At 59.0% G+C, this 16,532-nt stretch carries 8 protein-coding genes; 5 read left to right on the forward strand and 3 right to left on the reverse strand.

Annotation, left to right across the window (positions count from 1 at the left end; genetic code table 11):
* Positions 1 to 77: 77 nt before the first annotated feature.
* The 4 genes from AC3IP0_RS05235 (at position 78) to AC3IP0_RS05250 (ending at position 5,232) form a co-directional block, all read left to right on the forward strand.
* Positions 78 to 2,600, forward strand: coding sequence for a CS1-pili formation C-terminal domain-containing protein (locus AC3IP0_RS05235; RefSeq protein WP_489326805.1), 2,523 nt, complete (start codon positions 78 to 80; stop codon positions 2,598 to 2,600).
* Positions 2,601 to 2,635: 35 nt separating this feature from the next.
* The gene (locus AC3IP0_RS05240) at positions 2,636 to 3,871 is read left to right on the forward strand and encodes a hypothetical protein (RefSeq protein ID WP_489326807.1); all 1,236 of its coding nucleotides are present in this window, start codon (positions 2,636 to 2,638) and stop codon (positions 3,869 to 3,871) included.
* Between the two features lie 59 nt (positions 3,872 to 3,930).
* Positions 3,931 to 4,674 carry a molecular chaperone gene (locus tag AC3IP0_RS05245; RefSeq protein WP_489326809.1) on the forward strand — a complete coding sequence of 248 codons (744 nt, stop codon included), beginning with the start codon at positions 3,931 to 3,933 and terminating at the stop codon, positions 4,672 to 4,674.
* Positions 4,675 to 4,737: 63 nt separating this feature from the next.
* A complete protein-coding gene (locus AC3IP0_RS05250) occupies positions 4,738 to 5,232 on the forward strand; it encodes a CS1 type fimbrial major subunit (protein ID WP_489326811.1) in 495 nt (164 codons plus the stop codon).
* 48 nt (positions 5,233 to 5,280) lie between these two features.
* Here the strand turns inward: AC3IP0_RS05250 and AC3IP0_RS05255 are convergent, their stop codons facing one another.
* Positions 5,281 to 9,930 (reverse strand): dermonecrotic toxin domain-containing protein, encoded by a 4,650-nt coding sequence (locus AC3IP0_RS05255; protein ID WP_489326813.1) that lies wholly within the window; start codon positions 9,928 to 9,930, stop codon positions 5,281 to 5,283.
* Positions 9,931 to 10,101: 171 nt separating this feature from the next.
* The gene (locus AC3IP0_RS05260) at positions 10,102 to 13,215 is read right to left on the reverse strand and encodes a transglycosylase domain-containing protein (RefSeq protein ID WP_489326814.1); all 3,114 of its coding nucleotides are present in this window, start codon (positions 13,213 to 13,215) and stop codon (positions 10,102 to 10,104) included.
* Positions 13,216 to 13,629: 414 nt separating this feature from the next.
* On the opposite strand from AC3IP0_RS05260, the gene AC3IP0_RS05265 reads away from it, so the two are divergent.
* Positions 13,630 to 15,051 (forward strand): amino acid permease, encoded by a 1,422-nt coding sequence (locus AC3IP0_RS05265; RefSeq protein ID WP_489318521.1) that lies wholly within the window; start codon positions 13,630 to 13,632, stop codon positions 15,049 to 15,051.
* A gap of 90 nt (positions 15,052 to 15,141) precedes the next feature.
* Here the strand turns inward: AC3IP0_RS05265 and AC3IP0_RS05270 are convergent, their stop codons facing one another.
* Positions 15,142 to 16,302, reverse strand: a complete 1,161-nt coding sequence (locus AC3IP0_RS05270) for an OpgC family protein (RefSeq protein ID WP_489326815.1) — start codon at positions 16,300 to 16,302, stop codon at positions 15,142 to 15,144.
* Positions 16,303 to 16,532 lie beyond the last annotated feature (230 nt).

Consider the following 16,532-nt stretch of genomic DNA (forward strand, 5'->3'; position numbering starts at 1 on the left):
TAAGTAACGTTCTCGGTCGGCAAACTTTCCGGTTTGTCGGCCGTGCTTGAACTCCTTTGTAATTAGAGAACTCGTTCATGTTCCCGATGACGCCCATCGCGGCGGCGCTTGCGCTGCTGTTATGTAGCAGTGCATTTGCGGCGCCCACTTCCGTTGATAACTCGCCGCGAAGTTTGCTGGCACAGGCCAAGGGCTTGCCGGCCGAGTTCGAGGAGCATTTCTTCGATGTTCCCTTGGCGGTTCGGGTCGAACTCGATCAACAACCGCTGGGTGAGGCGATGATTGTGTTGTCCCGTGATGACCGGGTAACGCTGCTCGATTTCACCGACACCAGCGAAAGCCGCTTCAGCGCAAGTGAGCGTGATACCTGGGCCGATATTCTCAAACCCGGAGTGACGCTGGGCACCTGCACAGGCCAATGCCCGGAGCAGATGCTGGCGGTTCACTACAACCTCGAAAATTCATTGCTGTCGATCGTTACCGAAAATGCCGAGCGCGACAGTGACGCCAAGCGTTTTTACGATCAACCGGAGGGCGGCAGCAACGGCCTGATGGTACGTAACCAGCTCAATCTCAATGGCGGCCAGGATCAGGACCTGGGCGGTCGTTTCGGCCTGGAGGCCAGCGGCAGCCTGGGCAACTGGAGCCAGACCTTCAACATGCAACTGTCCCGTCTTGGCGGTCCGGACAACAAGACCTACCACGCGGTGCACGAGCTTTATAGCCAGCGCGAACTGGAAGGCCGTTTTTTCCGCCTGGGCTACTTCACCCCCAATTCCGAAGGCCTGACGCGCGAGCCCCGTTCGTTCGGCACCAGCCCCGATACGGCGGTGGGCGTGATGTTCGGCAGTTCCGACAGCCTGGCGATCGACAGTCCGAAACCCAGTGTCTATCCGGTTTATGTCACGGCCAACCGACAGGGTTCCGTGGAAATTTACCGCGACGGCTTGCTGATCAATACCCAGTCGGTCCCGGCGGGTTTGCAAACCCTCGACACCCGTCCGTTGCCCGGTGGCATTTACGAAGTGGAAGTGCGGTTGATCGAAGACGGTCAAATCACCTCGACCACCCAGGAGTTGATTTACAAGCCGAACAATTGGCGCAACCACGATGAGCGCTGGCGCTACAACCTGTTTGCCGGACAGGAAAGCAAATTGCTGAGTAATTGGGATGATCAGGACAGCGGCGATGCGACCGTGGGCGCCTCATTCAATTACTTGCTGCACCCACGGGTGATACTCGGGCTGTCGGCGCGCCAGATCAGTGACAAGCTGCAGTACGGCAGCTCCATCGACTGGAGCCTGGCCAACAGCGTCAGCCTCTACGCCAACCTGTACCAGACCGAAGACCACGGCACTGGTGCCGATTTTCAAGGCCTGTACAACTATGGCGCCGGCAGTCTGGTGATCAGCCACAACCGCAGCTGGCTCGACACCACCAACACCTACGAAACATTGCCCGATGGCACCCGCGTGCGTCAGCGCAATGTGTTCACCGGCCAGACCAGCAATTCGTCGCTGGCGCTGAACCACCGGATCAGCCGCAAAAGCTCGCTCAATGCGCGGGTGTCCCATAGCGAGGGCAACGTCGAAGGTGTCGGCGTGGACCTGGGCTGGACGCAACGCACCGTTCTGTTCGGCAGCGATGCCAACTGGCGGCTCTCGCTGTTTGATCGTCCGGGCAGCTACAGCAGTGGTGATGCGCGTAATCGCGGGGTCGATCTGACCATCAACATGGCGCTCGGTGGCCCGGGGCAGCAGGTTTCCGGCAGCATCGGCAGCCGCACCGCCCGTGATGGCAGCCGTGATAACAACGCCTCCCTGGGTTGGCGCAAGGACCTGCAAGACCATGTGTTGCAGAGCGTATCGGTGACCGCGCTCACCGATACCTACGGTGTCGGATTGTCGAGCCTGGCGAACTTTCGCACCGATGCCATCAACGGCGACGGGTTCATCCAGCGTTCGTCCTTCAACAACAATTTCACCGGTGGTTTGAACCTCGACAGCACGCTTGTCGTTGGAGCGCAGCGCATGGCGTTGACCAGTCAGCATCAAGGCCGCGGCGCCGGGATGATTGTCGATGTCGAGTCCGACATCGACGGCATCGCGCTGCGTGCCGACGATCTCAGCGGCGGTAGCGCGGCCTTGCGTCCCGGACGCAATTTCATACCGCTCACCGCTTACAAAAACAGCTCGGTGAGCTTCGACTTCGAAGGCAACGACGTCCCGGCGGCGAGCATTGAGCCGGCACGCACGCGCTATCACCTGAACAAGGGGGGCGTGGAGTACCGCCAGGTCCGGGTCATGAAAACCCTGACCGTGCTCGGCCGCTTGCTCGACCCGCAAGGACAGCCGCTCAAGGGCCATCACGTCATCAACCACGCCAGCCGTGGGGTCAGCGAAGTCGATGGATTCTTCTCCATGGAAATGAATGCCGGCTCGCCCACCCTGGAAGTGCGTTACGCGGACCAGTTGTTGTGTCAGTTCCGCCTGGATGTCGACAAGCATCGAAGTGAAAACAACGTGCTGATGATCGGTGACTTGCGTTGCAGCCCGGACACCTTGGCCGACGCCACTTCCATCCGTCAGTCGGCGGGTTGAATGGCCAAGGCCGCAAACTATCAATGAGTGCAATCATGAATCCAAAGGTTTTTTGGCTGGGACTGCTGGCAGTGTTTGCCAGCCCTTCGGCAGGGGCGGTTGCTCTGGAGATCAACGCGTTGTTCAGGCCTGACTCCGCCAACCCTCAACGTAACGAGTTCGTCAACCAGACCCCTTCCACTGGCTACTGCGAGTACTACCCCGAGATATGTCGTAACAGCAATACGTTCAGTCTGCGCTTGATGACGAAGGTCGATTCCATCAAGGCAATGCAAGCCAATGCTGATCCTCGCGGGAGTGCGATGTTCAAGGTGCCGGGAGGCTGGCGTTCGTTGACCGTCACGAATGTTGAGACGGGGGAGGCTGAAATTGTCGAATTGCGAATCGCCGGTATCGGGTCCAATTATGTATTGAGCGATACGGCCTCCAATCTGACCGGTGTCCCGGATGCAGGAGATGCGCACCGCTATTTATGGCAAGGATCGAGTTGGGTAAGTCCTCCGCCGCCGTGTGTGTCTACCGGGATGGGGTTTTATGGGGCAAGCACCTATGCCTTTTTCTGGAAAGTGGCGGATGAGAGGACTTGCACCAAAGTAGCCAACTTTGTCATTCCTGGCATGACCTATGGCTATCTGGATTTCGCTTACGAGTTGCGCACGCCTAATCCTCTGAAGATGTCTTCAGGGTTCTACACCGGAAGCATCAGTTATAGCCTCGGCCCTGGCGGCGATTTTGATTTCGGTGACGTCATGATCCCGAACGACCCGGATCTGACCCTGGATTTCGTGCTGGAGGTACAGCACACCCTCAAGGTCGACATCCCCCCTGGTGGCGAAAAAATCCAGTTGGTCCCGGCGGGTGGTTGGCAAAGCTGGTTGCAGGCGGGGCGTAAACCTGTGCGTTTGTTTCGGGACCAGACGTTCAATATCTCTGCGTCATCGCGCTTCAAGATGAGTCTGGAATGCGAATACAGCCTGCTGTTCAACTGCATGATTCGCGATCCTGTTTCCCAGCGAACCGCCGTGGTTCAGGTCAGCGTCAGCCTGCCGAACGGCTTGACGGATCTGGCCGGGCAACCGGTTCATCGTCGGCCATTACGTATAGGACTGGGGCAGGAGGGATCACAGTTTCAGCCTGGTTTTTATGTCGATCGGGCGCCCGGTATTTTACATTTTGAAATGTCTCCTTACTACGTAAATTCCATTGTGCAATCCGGTGAGGCGGCCCGTTATATCGGAAACATAACCGTGATCTGGGATTCGGAAGTCTGATGGGCTGTGTATCGAAGGCTCGTCCCGGGGTTGTATTCAATGTCAGGAGATTCAAGGGTATGAAACGTCTATGGACACTGTTGGTTCTGAGCGGGATTTCATCCGGCATTCAGGCCGGACCGCAAATCAACGTCGGCACCGTTTACGACTATCTGGAAAGCGACAAGAGCACCTACCTCAAGCGCGTGTTCAACAGTGGAGACAGTACGGCGTTCGTCAAGGTCAACATCCTGGAAATCGTCTACGACGCCGATGGCAGCCATCGTGAGATTCCGGTCAAGACCCAGGCAGACGGCAGCGGTCGGGATGGCTTGATGGCCAGCCCCGCGCGACTGATCGTGCCGGCCAAAGGCATGCAGGGCACGCGCCTTTTGCACATGGGGGTTCGTGACACCGAGCGTTATTTCCGCGTGCGCTTTGTGCCGGTGGTGCCGGAGAAAGAAGACGAATTCGCCGTGTCGAGTGAAGAGCGCGATGCCTACAAAGAGAACCTGTCTGCCGGGGTCAACGTGATGACCGGGTTCGGCACGGTGTTTTTTGTCCGACCGAAAAACAGCCGCTTCGACAGCGTGATCGATGACAGTCCCGGCGTTTATCGGCTGCGCAACAACGGCAATACCGTGGTGCTGATCGATGAGTTTCGCAACTGCTCGCTGAAAAACGAAACCGAGTGTGAGCCGACCACCAAACACCACGTTCTGGCCGGTAAGACCTTTGAGTTCGAGAAAAAGCCCGGCCGCGAGTATCGCTTCAACCTGGTGGAAGGCGCATCGAAAAAAACGCTGCGCATCGCCAGCCAGTAATACCGGGAGGGGCGAGTCACTTTGGCTGGCTCGCGGTATTTTTTGACGCAACAGGTACCTGACATGATCAAGCAATCGACCATCGCCGTGTGGATGAGCGTGATGGCGCTGATAAGTACCCAGGCTTTTGCGGCCCGGGAGGAGCGCACGTTCGAGGTGTCGGTGGATATCCCGACGCTGGGGTTTTACATCATTCCGGCCGAGTCGAACTGGATACACCTTGAACAGACGTTAGCGTGGAACATCCATACGAAGACATTGGCGGGGCTGCGCAAGAATTTCGACGTCAAGCACGACACCAGCGCGATTGAAGCACGGTTGGAAGCAGAACCTTATCTGTCCAACGGGCGTGACGATCAGAACATTTATTTGCGCGTCAGCTTCAATGGCAAGGAGTTGAGCCATGACCCACAACCGCGGGAAGTGCTGACCGCCGCGCAAGCAATCGCCGGTGGCCGCTTTCCCTTGGAAATCGTGCCGAAAGTGCCTGTCGGCGGCTACAAGCCGGGTGTTTACTACGGCAATGTGCAACTGATATTCATCGCCGCTGCGCCTTGATGTGCGGCAGCCTGACGCGTCAGGCTGCCTTTGGCTTGCTGTTGGACTTTATTGGCCTGCTTTGCGCAGAGCCTCTCGGGTCAGTTGTCTAGCCAGCTGTTTTTCCTCGTCACCCAGGTCGACGAGAAAACGATCGAAGTCAGTTTCGCTGATGGGCTCATCGGCAAAAACTACGGTCTCTGGAACGGGCAGATCGTTGATGAGTTCCCAGAGCCGGTTGCGCAGGTCGGCTTTCTCAACGTCCGACGTCGACTCGAGCCACTGAAGCTGGGTTGTGCGCAGCTCCTCCAGTTTCTCGTATTTGCTCTGGTAGAGATGTTTGTTCGTCTGCGTTTCAACAGGCCATTTTTCACGCAAGTAACCCTCCCAGAAATCCTGTTCAAGCATCTTGTTGATCAGGCCATCGCCTTCACCCAGGGCCAGCACCGTGTCGTATGCCTGATCGATCATGGTGTCAGTTACACCGGCAACCGTTCGGTACAACATGCCTTCGGATTGCCACGGCAGGTTCAACCGCGAGGCGAGTCCCGTCTGGTATGCCAGGTAGATTTCGACGACATCAGGGTTGCCGCCACGACTGGCGACGTCTGCTCGGGCAATTTCGTTGACGTGCTCCAACCGTGCGGCGCCTTTGGCCAGGATCACCAGTTGGCGCTGAAGCTGCGCCGGATCGGTGGAGTACGAATAGGCCTCGGACGCAAGCACGCGAATGCCCATGTTGTTGAACAACTGCGCACCGGCATCGGCACAATCGACGGGGGCGATGGCCATAGTGTAGAGCTGCTCGCGCAGCTGAGTATCGATGTACACGGCATCGACCATGCGTGCGATGCGCTGTACCAATTGCTGGCGAACAGGGCCGGCAGCGGCAAAGTCCGCAGAGCGTTCCTGCTTGAGCACAGCTTCGATAAACGCATGGGACCGAGGGTCGTCGGACAGTTCCCGGAAAGAGGCGATCCTTTCTATCCCCAACCCGGGTACGTCGGCCCAGTCATCGGCAGTGGCGCCGTAGTCCGTCGGGTGAGTAATCACCAGAGGTTCGGGAGGCAATCCCACTGAGCGACGAATCTCCTGATACCGCAGTTGGTTTATATCCGACAAATCACCGACGTTGAGGCGGGTGCGGGCAATGACCCAAGCGTCTGGCCTTCCGGGCACCACCTCGGGAATTACGCTGATGGGATTGTCCCGCAGGTCCAGGAGAAAACCCCTTGGTCGGTTTTTGGCCAGGGTGCCGACGGGCCATGTGGTCAGGCCGGTGTTTTTCAAGGCCACAACTTTGAGCCTGGGCATGCGACGAATGTCCGGTGCCATTGCCAGAGGGTTGCCTTCGAGCCTGAGTATTTCCAGATAGGTGAGATGCTTGAGCCGCAGCACTGCGTCGGCATCCAGCACAATGGCGTTGTCGCTCAACTGCAAGCGCTCCAACCGGTGCATGGCGCCGATTCTGTCGGGCAGAATCTTGAGCTCGCAACGTCTGGCGCTAAGTTGGCGCAGGTTGGGGAAGTCTCGCAGCAAGCCATCCGGCGTTGCCAGAAAACGCGTGTTGTCGAGCTTCAATACCGTGACTTTATCCAGATGTTTTTTCAGTTCCGGTCGTTTCGGCCATGAAGCTTCCAGGTCCACGGGCGATAGCTCCCGTGACAGATCCAGCGCATAGTCATCCGGATCGGTACGGTTGCCGAGTTCGCTGTTTTTTCGCTCGAAACACTCGAGCAGACGCTCGGCAATGTGCAAGCGCGTGCCGTGTAGCGGTATCGGGTTATCGGCATCCAGCCCGGCGAATTGGTGCTCCCAGAGTTCGACAGTCATGCGTAGTTCGTCGAGATCATTTTCCTGTTCCTCCAGGCGTTTCATCGGTTCGCCCTTTTCGATCAGTGCCTGGGCAAAGGCGTCGACCTCGTTGTCGCTAAAGTGTGGGTGCAGGTCGTGAATCCGCTCGTGCAGCGTTTCGCCGGACTTGCTGGTACCGGCTCCGCGTACCAACAGCATGGTCTCGTACTCGGCCACAGCACGTATCGGTGGCGTGGCCAGAACCGCCCGGCGCTCGCTCGGTGTCTCGGTCTTGGCGATGATCCAGTGCTTGAAGAACCCGACATCCCCCGCTCGATATCCCACCGCTCTGCGCCCATCCCTGCCCATGGCCTGGAGCAGGGCAGGAAGAAAATCATCGGCTGCGTGGATCTGCTGATCCTCGGTGTCACGTACCTCGTATTTTCCGGATTCGTCGCGAACCATGATCCGTACTTGTGCTGCGTCTTCCGGCCCGGCGCTGCATCGCAGTTCGCCGTCGAGCGTGCCCTGGCGGATTTCGATGCGCAGGTTGCCGAAGGTATCGGTTTGCGTGCGCAAGGTGCCCAGCACTAGGCGTTCGGTATCGCGACTGACCAGCGCGTTGTCGTACAGGCCGTGGGCGGCGCGCACCGCTTGGGTCTCGAACTGAAGTTCCCGGGCCTGGCTTTTCAGGCGCAAGGGCAGGCGCTTGTGCAGGGTTATCTGCTGGAGTTCCGACGGGGTGGCGCCGGCGAAGATTTTTTCCGCGACGGGTTCAGGCAGTTCGGGATAATCGCTGAACAGTGCAGCCATTTCGGGGGACAACGCAGGAGGCGGATTCACCGGTGCCCCCAGGCGCTGCAGGGTATCGGTCAGCAAGGGCGGCGGCGGGGCGTGCTCGATGTGCATCCTGCGCAGCGCGGCCTCTTCAGTACCGCTGATCTGACGGATCCGCTCCAGTTGCGTGTCGCTGAAGGCATCGGTCGTATGGCCCAGGCGACGCATCAGGGTCGTGCCTTCCCACTCGCGCGGGGTCTCCGTTTCGCAGACCCAGGCACCCTGGCCGTTGTGTCGCAGGGTCGGTGCATAGGCATCGAACCGCTGCGGATGGCGAATGCGCTGTTGCCCGGTAACCGGGTCTTCCAGCACTTCGAAGTGTTGATTGTTCAGACGCAAAATTCGCCGGCCCTGATGCTGGTGAATACCCTGTCCATCAGGCCGTGCATCCGCCGGCAAAACCACGTCGGCTCGTTGATAAGGGCTGAGGTCAGGATTCCACAGCCGTGTCTCACCGTTTGCCAACTGCACCGGTTTCAGACTTTCGAAAAACGGCGAGAGCTTCGCCCGCGCGACATTACCAATTGCGCCGCCCGCCGCAAATGCGCCCAACTGGACGACGCTTTCCAGCACGTTGATGGTCTGTTCTGCCGCCTCGGCAAAATGACCTTCGGCCAGATCGACGATACCCTCGACCACTTCATCGGTCAGTTGATAGGCGGTGTAGGCCAGCATCAGCTCGCCCAGGCCGGGGACAAGCGGCGTGGCCACCAGCAGCGCGACGTTGAGAATGTCCGACAGCATTTTTTCCAGGTTATCCCACCAGGCCCAGCGGGCCATGCGATCGGCGTACTCGGTGGAAATCGCGATTTCCCGCCCATCGTTGAGAATCTTGTTGAGCTTCTGTCGGTAGTAGTAGCCCCAAAGATCATTCTTGAAAACCGTCTCTCTGTCGGTCTTGACGCTCGACAGGCTGAACTTCAAGTCGGGGTTGGCCACGGGTGTTTCACGCCAACTGGGCAAGTTGGTGCCAGGTGGGGCCGGCTGCCATTTGATTGTGCTCAGGCGGTCATTGAGTCCGGCAAAGAAATGTCCGCGTTGCTGATGGGGCACGAACTGGCTGAAGTACTGTTGATAACTTTTGCTGGAGCTGCCATCGCGCAGCTGGCGCGTCAGTTCTGCCATGAAATCCAGCGTCGACGGGTACAGCTTGAGCGGATGCTCCGGGTCATGGGGAACATACGCCATGACCGGGACGGTGCCTGTAGCGGTGAATACATCGGGGGCGATCAGCACAATGCCGACCAGCCGCGTGTCCATCATCGACAGGTTGTAATAGCTGACGGGCTGCCCGTGCCATCGCATTTGTGAGCGATCGTCGAGCATGCCTTGCACGACGTCATAGGCCTCCTGGTCGATGTCCTTTTTCATCAGGGCCATTTGCGCCGCAACGTTCAACGCGCTTTTCTGACTGCGGATGACGATGTAACGCAGGTAATTGCTCGCCACTCTGTTGGTCGACAGCAAAAACTCGTTCAGATGCTGCTGGTATCTGGCACCGATGTTCAGTTCGCGGCACAGTGACTTGAACTGATCGATGCTCAGTTTGTGCTTGAGGTGTTTGACCAGGAAGTGCCCACGAGCGTTGGGGCGAGTGATGAACTCGGAGTCTTGGTGAAACGACTCGTCGAGCGAAAAGTTATGCAGGGCGGCGTCCAGCAGCGAGATGGTTCGGCTGGTGGTACCGCCGGAAAAGTCATGCACCCACCATGATGTTTTCACCGGTGCATACAAACGTAGCCAGGTCTCCTCGACATCGTCGTCGACGCCGAAGCGGTCCTTCAGCGCCTGTTGCAGGATAGGCCGGGCAAACGCGTAGACATCCTGCAACTCGCTCAATGCACGATCTACCTGGTTTTGCGCAGTCCAGCTGAGCTTGATGTCATTTTTCAGTCGTTGCTGCAGCGCCCGGGTGGCTTCCCGCAGCGGGTCTGGAAGGATCACCCTGTCGGCTTTCAGTTCATTGACACGAGCGATGGAAGTTTCTTTCAGCCAGTAAGGGATAGCCTGTTTGACCCGTTCAAAATGGATACTTTTATCGACCAGATCATTGGCGAGCGAGTCTGGAGTTTTATCGGGGTTGGGCATTGTCTGATCGTCCGTTGATCAATAATGGAGCGAACAGACTAGGTACGCATGGCCCCCGAAAAAAGCTCAAAAACTGGTTTGAAAGGACGCGGTTTTTGCCCAGAGCCTCCCAAAATCAAAGAGTGAAAAATAAATAGTTACCGCCACCCCGGCACCGGCTTTTGGTAATGCTTAGCGGACGACCGTCGCCTGGGTTGGCTGGCACATCGTGTGGGTGCCCGGTTGCAGGTACGGCGTCAGAATCGGTGCCATACCCTTGAGCACCTGCACCGGCAATGCCGAGGTGAAGGTAAAACTTTCCGCCGAGCGGCCCGGCACGAACGCCGTCAGGGTGCCGAAGTGGGTATCGCCGATGTAGAACACGAAGGTGGCCGTGCGGTTGAGCGATTTCGAACTCAGGATCCGTCCGCCGGAACCGACGGCCTCGATGCGGTTGTCACCGGTACCGGTCTTGCCGCCCATGGCCAGCGGGCTGCCATCCGGCAGTTTGAAACTGCCGGCCACGCGTTTGGCCGTACCGGCATCCACCACCTGTGAAAGGGCTTCGCGCATGGCGGTCGCTACCTCGGATGGCATCACCCGTTTGCCGACGTCGGGGTCATTGATCAGTTGGGTTTCATAGGGGGTGTGCGCGGCGAAATGCAGGCTGTCGATGCGCAGGGTCGGCATGCGCACGCCATCGTTGAGGATGGTGCCGATCAATTCGGCCAGGGCTGCCGGACGGTCGCCGGAGCTGCCGATGGCGGTGGCCAGCGACGGCACCAGATGGTCGAACGGATAGCCGACTTTCTGCCAGCGCTGGTGGATGTCGAGAAACGCTTCGATCTCCAGCATGGTGCGGATGCGACTGTCGCGGGCGCCCTTGTGCCGGCTTTTGAACAGCCAGCTGTAGACCTCCTGGCGCTCGAACTGGCTGGCTTTGACGATGTCGCTCCACTTGGCGTCGGGGTGATTGAGCAGATAGCCCATCAGCCACAGGTCCAGGGGGTGGACCTTGGCGATGAAGCCCTGGTCCGGCAAGTCGTAGGAGCCTGGACCGTAGGATTCGTAGAGCCGCACAAGACGTTCGTCGGTGAGTTTTTCCGTGAGCTTGGCGCCCTTGAGGTGCGAGCGCACGAAGGAGTTGAAGCTTTCCTGGCTGGCCTGCGGCAGCAGATAGCGGTGCACGGCGGCCATGCGGATCGGGGTTGGGCGCATGCTGTCGAGGAAGGTGTCGAGGCGGTCCTGGGTGTCCTTGTTCTTGTACTTCTTCCAGAACTTGAGCAGGAACGAAGTGCCCTCGCGGTCGGCGAATTCGGCCAGGTACTCCTGACGCCGCGGGTCGCGGTCGTCCTTGAGCAGTTCGGCACTGCTGTTGGGGCCGGAGTAGATGGTGTAGCGCACCAGGTCTCGCATCAGGCGAATGAACGGCAGGTTGATCGATTCGCGCAAGGCGTCGCGCAGGGGCGGTATCCGGCCATTGTCTTCCTTGCGGAAGTTGTTGAACACGTGCAGGCCGCCACCGGTGAAGAACGCCTCGCCGGGGCTGGCGGAGTATTTACGGTCCAGGGCAGCGCCGAGCATTATTTTCAGGTCGCGGTCCTTGTTCTCGATCAGGTAATCGACCGCCCAGCGGCTCAGGCGGTCCTGGTCCGGCACATCGACTTTCTTCAGTTCCGGAACGGTCATGCCGGTGTATTTGTCGTGCAGCTCAGCGATGATTTGCAGGTAGGTGGTCAGCACGCGCATTTTCGCGGTGGAGCCCAGTTCCAGTTTGCTGCCTTCGTTGATGTCGAATGGCTGGTCGGTGCTGTCGGTCTGTACCCGAACCCGCGAGCCGTCCGGGGTCAGTTCGAACAAGGTGAAGCTGTAGCGTACCTGGGTGGTGCTGGTGGGGGTCAGGAGGCGTTCGCCGATCAGGCCGATTTGCGTGGCGAACTCAGGGTCGGCCAGTTTTTTCAGGTACGCGGTGGCCTCGCTTTGCAACTCGCCTTGCAGGGTGCTGGTGGCGGAGAGGTCAAGGCGGTCGAGGTCATACAGCGGGCGGTTGAGCATGCCGGCCAGACGGCTGCGCGCCACGCTGATGCCCTTGTTGGTTTCAATCGGTTGAATGGTCGGCTGGGTGGCCCAGTCGCGGTAGGTCACTTTGCTGGCCAGGGCGGCGGCGGCGAACTCGGCGTCGATCACATGGTTTTGCGCCAGCAGGCGAATATGGCTGTCGGTGAGGTCGGCCAGTTCATCATGACCCTTGGTCAGGTAGTGCGACGGGCGGCGCTGGGCAATCATCAACGACAGCATCTCACGCAGGGCCAAGCCTTTTTCCGCCATGGTTTTTGGATCCGTCGCGGTGCTGGACAGCGCTTCGTTGGCCTGAGTGAAGTCGGTGCCGTACCACACGCGCAATCCTTCAGCCATGCCGTGCACTTCACCGTGGCCCGGTACGGCCGACAGCGGCACGCTGTTGAGGTAGTCGCGAACCACGTTCTGCCGGGCTTCGAGGGTTTGTGGCCCGGCCTGGTAGGCGCGTACGGTGGCGGAAATCATCTGGCGAATCTTTTCCGCGCCATTGATCGTCAAGCCATCGGGGGAGTGCCGGTACTTCTCCAGTTGCGTGGCCAGGGTACTGCCACCGGCGGATTGGCCGGGCACGTGCAACATCTTGGCCAGCTGGGACCACGCCGCCATGCCGAACCGTGGCCAGTCCACCGCCGGGTTGGCCAGCGGTTGCCTGGGGTCGAGCAGGAAGCGGTTCTCGATGAACAGCAGGCTGTTGACCACCACCGGCGGGATCGAGGCAAAGGTTGAATAGAGCTGTTGCGGATAGTTGTACTGGTACAGCGGCGCTGCACGGCAATCGGTGATCGACAGCCCGGCCTGGATCTTCTCGGCATAAGGCAAGAACAGGCCCTTGTCGCTGTACTTCAACAGCGCCGGGGAAAAGCGGGTTTGCGCCTCGACGACGAAATTGCGCTTGATCAGGCGCGGCAGGAACTCATCCAGCGAGCTGTAGCCCAGGCGCCGATCGAACGGACCTTCCCCTGGATAGCGAATCGCATCGCTGGGTCCGGGTTTGAGCTCATAGTTCAGGGACGCGGCGTACTTGCTGACTTCCCGGGCCTGGAACTTCGAGGTACGCATTTCCCTCGCAGCCGCCAGCCCCACGACAACCGCGATTATCAACAACAATAGCCAGAACGCACCCCATCCGTGCCTGGAGCGACGGGGTTTTTCAGGAATAGGCGCTTCACCCTCACATTCATTCGGAACCACGGTTTTACTCGAATCGGTTTGCCACAAAGCGCCCATAGTCGACTGATCCATTCACGCAGATTGATCGGACTTCACTGAAGCTTAGACGGTGGTTGGCGAGGGTGAAGAAAATGTGAAGGGCAAAATGATGCACGGACACACCAATAATCAGGCTGATTGAAGCACTTGTGGCGAGGGGGCTCGCCACGGTTGTGATAGCACCTGGAGAAGTGTGGCGGTCTGTAATGGCCGAAGTAGAGCCTTTCTCGAGGGTAAATACGGCTTTGGCAGGGGCATGACGATGCACCATTGTTGTGCAATACTCGGCGCCGTTTTTCCCACTGATCTTGCGGGTTTTTCCTACAAGACGACTCTGCCCACGAAGCAGAACCGGTTCGGGAGGCGATGGCTTATCGGTCAGCGCTTCGCCACTCGGTGGTCATATCCAATAACAAGACGAGGTTGTCCCCCATGCCCGTAGGCAATCACCTGCCCCAAGGCGAGACCGCTCAGGGCGGTCCGCTTAAACGCGAACTCGGCGAGAGGCATATTCGCCTGATGGCACTCGGTGCCTGTATCGGCGTCGGCCTGTTCCTGGGCTCGGCCAAGGCCATCGAAATGGCCGGTCCGGCCATCATGCTGTCTTACATCATCGGCGGTCTGGCGATCCTGGTGATCATGCGCGCCCTCGGCGAGATGGCCGTGCACAATCCGGTCGCCGGCTCGTTCAGCCGTTACGCCCAAGACTACCTCGGCCCGCTGGCGGGCTTCCTGACCGGCTGGAACTACTGGTTCCTGTGGCTGGTGACCTGCGTCGCGGAAATCACGGCCGTGGCGGTATACATGGGCGTCTGGTTCCCCGATGTGCCGCGCTGGATCTGGGCGCTCGCTGCACTGATCAGCATGGGCTCGATCAACCTGATCGCGGTCAAGGCCTTCGGTGAATTCGAGTTCTGGTTTGCCCTGATCAAGATCGTCACCATCATTGCGATGGTGTTCGGTGGCATCGGCATCATCGCCTTCGGTTTCGGCAACGACGGCGTGGCCCTGGGGATTTCCAACCTGTGGACCCACGGCGGCTTCATGCCCAACGGCGTGCAAGGCGTGTTGATGTCCCTGCAAATGGTGATGTTCGCCTACCTGGGCGTGGAGATGATCGGTCTGACCGCCGGTGAAGCGAAGAACCCGCAAAAGACCATCCCCAATGCCATCGGCTCTGTGTTCTGGCGGATTCTGCTGTTCTACGTCGGTGCGTTGTTCGTGATCCTGTCGATCTACCCGTGGAACGAAATCGGCACCCAGGGCAGTCCGTTCGTGATGACTTTCGAGCGGCTGGGCATCAAGACCGCGGCGGGTATCATCAATTTCGTGGTGATCACTGCTGCGTTGTCGTCCTGCAACGGCGGCATCTTCAGCACCGGGCGCATGCTTTACAGCCTGGCGCAGAACGGCCAGGCCCCGGCCGGCTTTGCCAAGACCTCGAACAACGGCGTGCCACGGCGTGCATTGCTGCTGTCGATTGGCGCCTTGCTGTTGGGCGTGTTGCTCAACTATCTGGTGCCGGAAAAGGTGTTTGTCTGGGTGACGGCGATTGCCACCTTCGGCGCGATCTGGACCTGGGCGATGATCCTGCTGGCCCAGCTCAAGTTCCGCAAAGGCCTGAGCGCCGGTGAAGCGGCCGGCCTGAAATACCGCATGTGGCTGTACCCGGTCAGTTCGTACCTGGCGCTGGCGTTCCTGGTGCTGGTGGTCGGCCTGATGGCGTACTTCCCGGACACCCGCGTGGCGCTGTATGTGGGCCCTGCGTTCCTGGTGCTGCTGACGGTGCTGTTCTACGTGTTCAAGCTGCAACCGACCAATGTTTCGCAAGGTGCGGCGCGTTCGGTTTCGTAAGCGCCAACGCCTGAAATGAAAAAGCCCCGGTCGTAAATGATCGGGGCTTTTTGATTTTGAAGATCAAAAGATCGCAGCCTGCGGCAGCTCCTACAGGGAAATGCGATCTGATTCTGTAGGAGCTGCCGCAGGCTGCGATCTTTTGATTGTCTGGTTCAACCGCTTGTTGAATTCAAGCCATGCCCCCAGCAGCGCCATCAACCCGGCACCCACCAGCGCCGTGAAGATCTGCATGGCCAAGGCATCGTCAGTCAACGCATTGACCATATCCGCCAATGGCGCCAGCAGCACGCCCAGACAGAAAATCTCCAGCGAGAAACGACCCATGCGGCAACTTTGCTGCGCGAGCCAGTTTTGCGTCCATCCGCTGTCGGGAATCAGTTTCGCCGTGACGTAGGCCAGCGCGAGGAAGTGCAGCAGGCGCACGGGCGAAAGGTCAGTCTTGCTGATGGGGTACAGGACGTTTTGCAGGCTCGCCGGCACCACGGCATCGTGTATGTCCGGCCAACGCCACAGCACGGTCAACACACCTGCGACCACGACATACAGCGCCGCACCGACAAACAGCGGCTGGCGTAGCAATGGGCGCGTCTCGGGCTGGCGCGGGCGCTGGCTGTGAATCGCAGCGGCACCGCCGAGTACAAACAGCAACTGCCAGGCAACCGGGTTGAAATACCACACGCCGTCCTTGATGGCCGCCAGGTTCCAGCCAGCCAGGGGCACCATCAGGTACAGCGCCAATGACATCGCGACCACAACCCAGGCCTGGCGCACCAGCAGCGGCAGCACCAGGGGCAAGCCCGCCAACAGCACGATGTACAGCGGCAACGGGTCCATCAGGTTCGGCTTGAAGCGCAACAGCAGTTCATCGATCAGGGCCTGCTGCGGGTTGCTGATGAAGTGATGCATGCCCATTTCTTCCACCAGGTCCCGTGTTTCCACGTGGCTGTTGGCGAAAAAAACAATACCCATCAGCATCGCCAGCAGGAAGATATGCACCACGTAGAGCACCCACGCCCGGCGCAGGATTTTCACGCAGGCGATCAGAAAACCTTCGCGCGCCAGGACTTTGCCGTACGCCAGTACGGCCGCGTAACCTGCCAGAAACACGAAAACCTCGGCCGCATCGCTGAAACCGAAGTTACGCAGGGTGATTTGCCCCAAGGGGTTGTGGGGCACGTGATCCCAAAAGATGAAGATCAGTGCCAGACCACGAAAAAAGTCGATCCGGTGATCGCGTGCTAACGTCATGACAGCAAACTCGTAACAGCGAGTGAAAATGGGATTGGCCGCGGGCGCAAAGGCCACGCGCCCAATCGGCGGCGCGCAGGGTGGACTGATTCGTGGGCAATTGCAAAGTCGGGATATTACCGGATGTCTCGGGTGTTACCCCAAGGCTCAACCGCTGGTCAGAAAGGTCCGTCAACCTGCGATTTCTGACAGTAGACAGGCTCAAAATTAAATGAGTGCAACGTTCTTGA

This window comes from Pseudomonas sp. GL_103 (assembly GCF_057835175.1).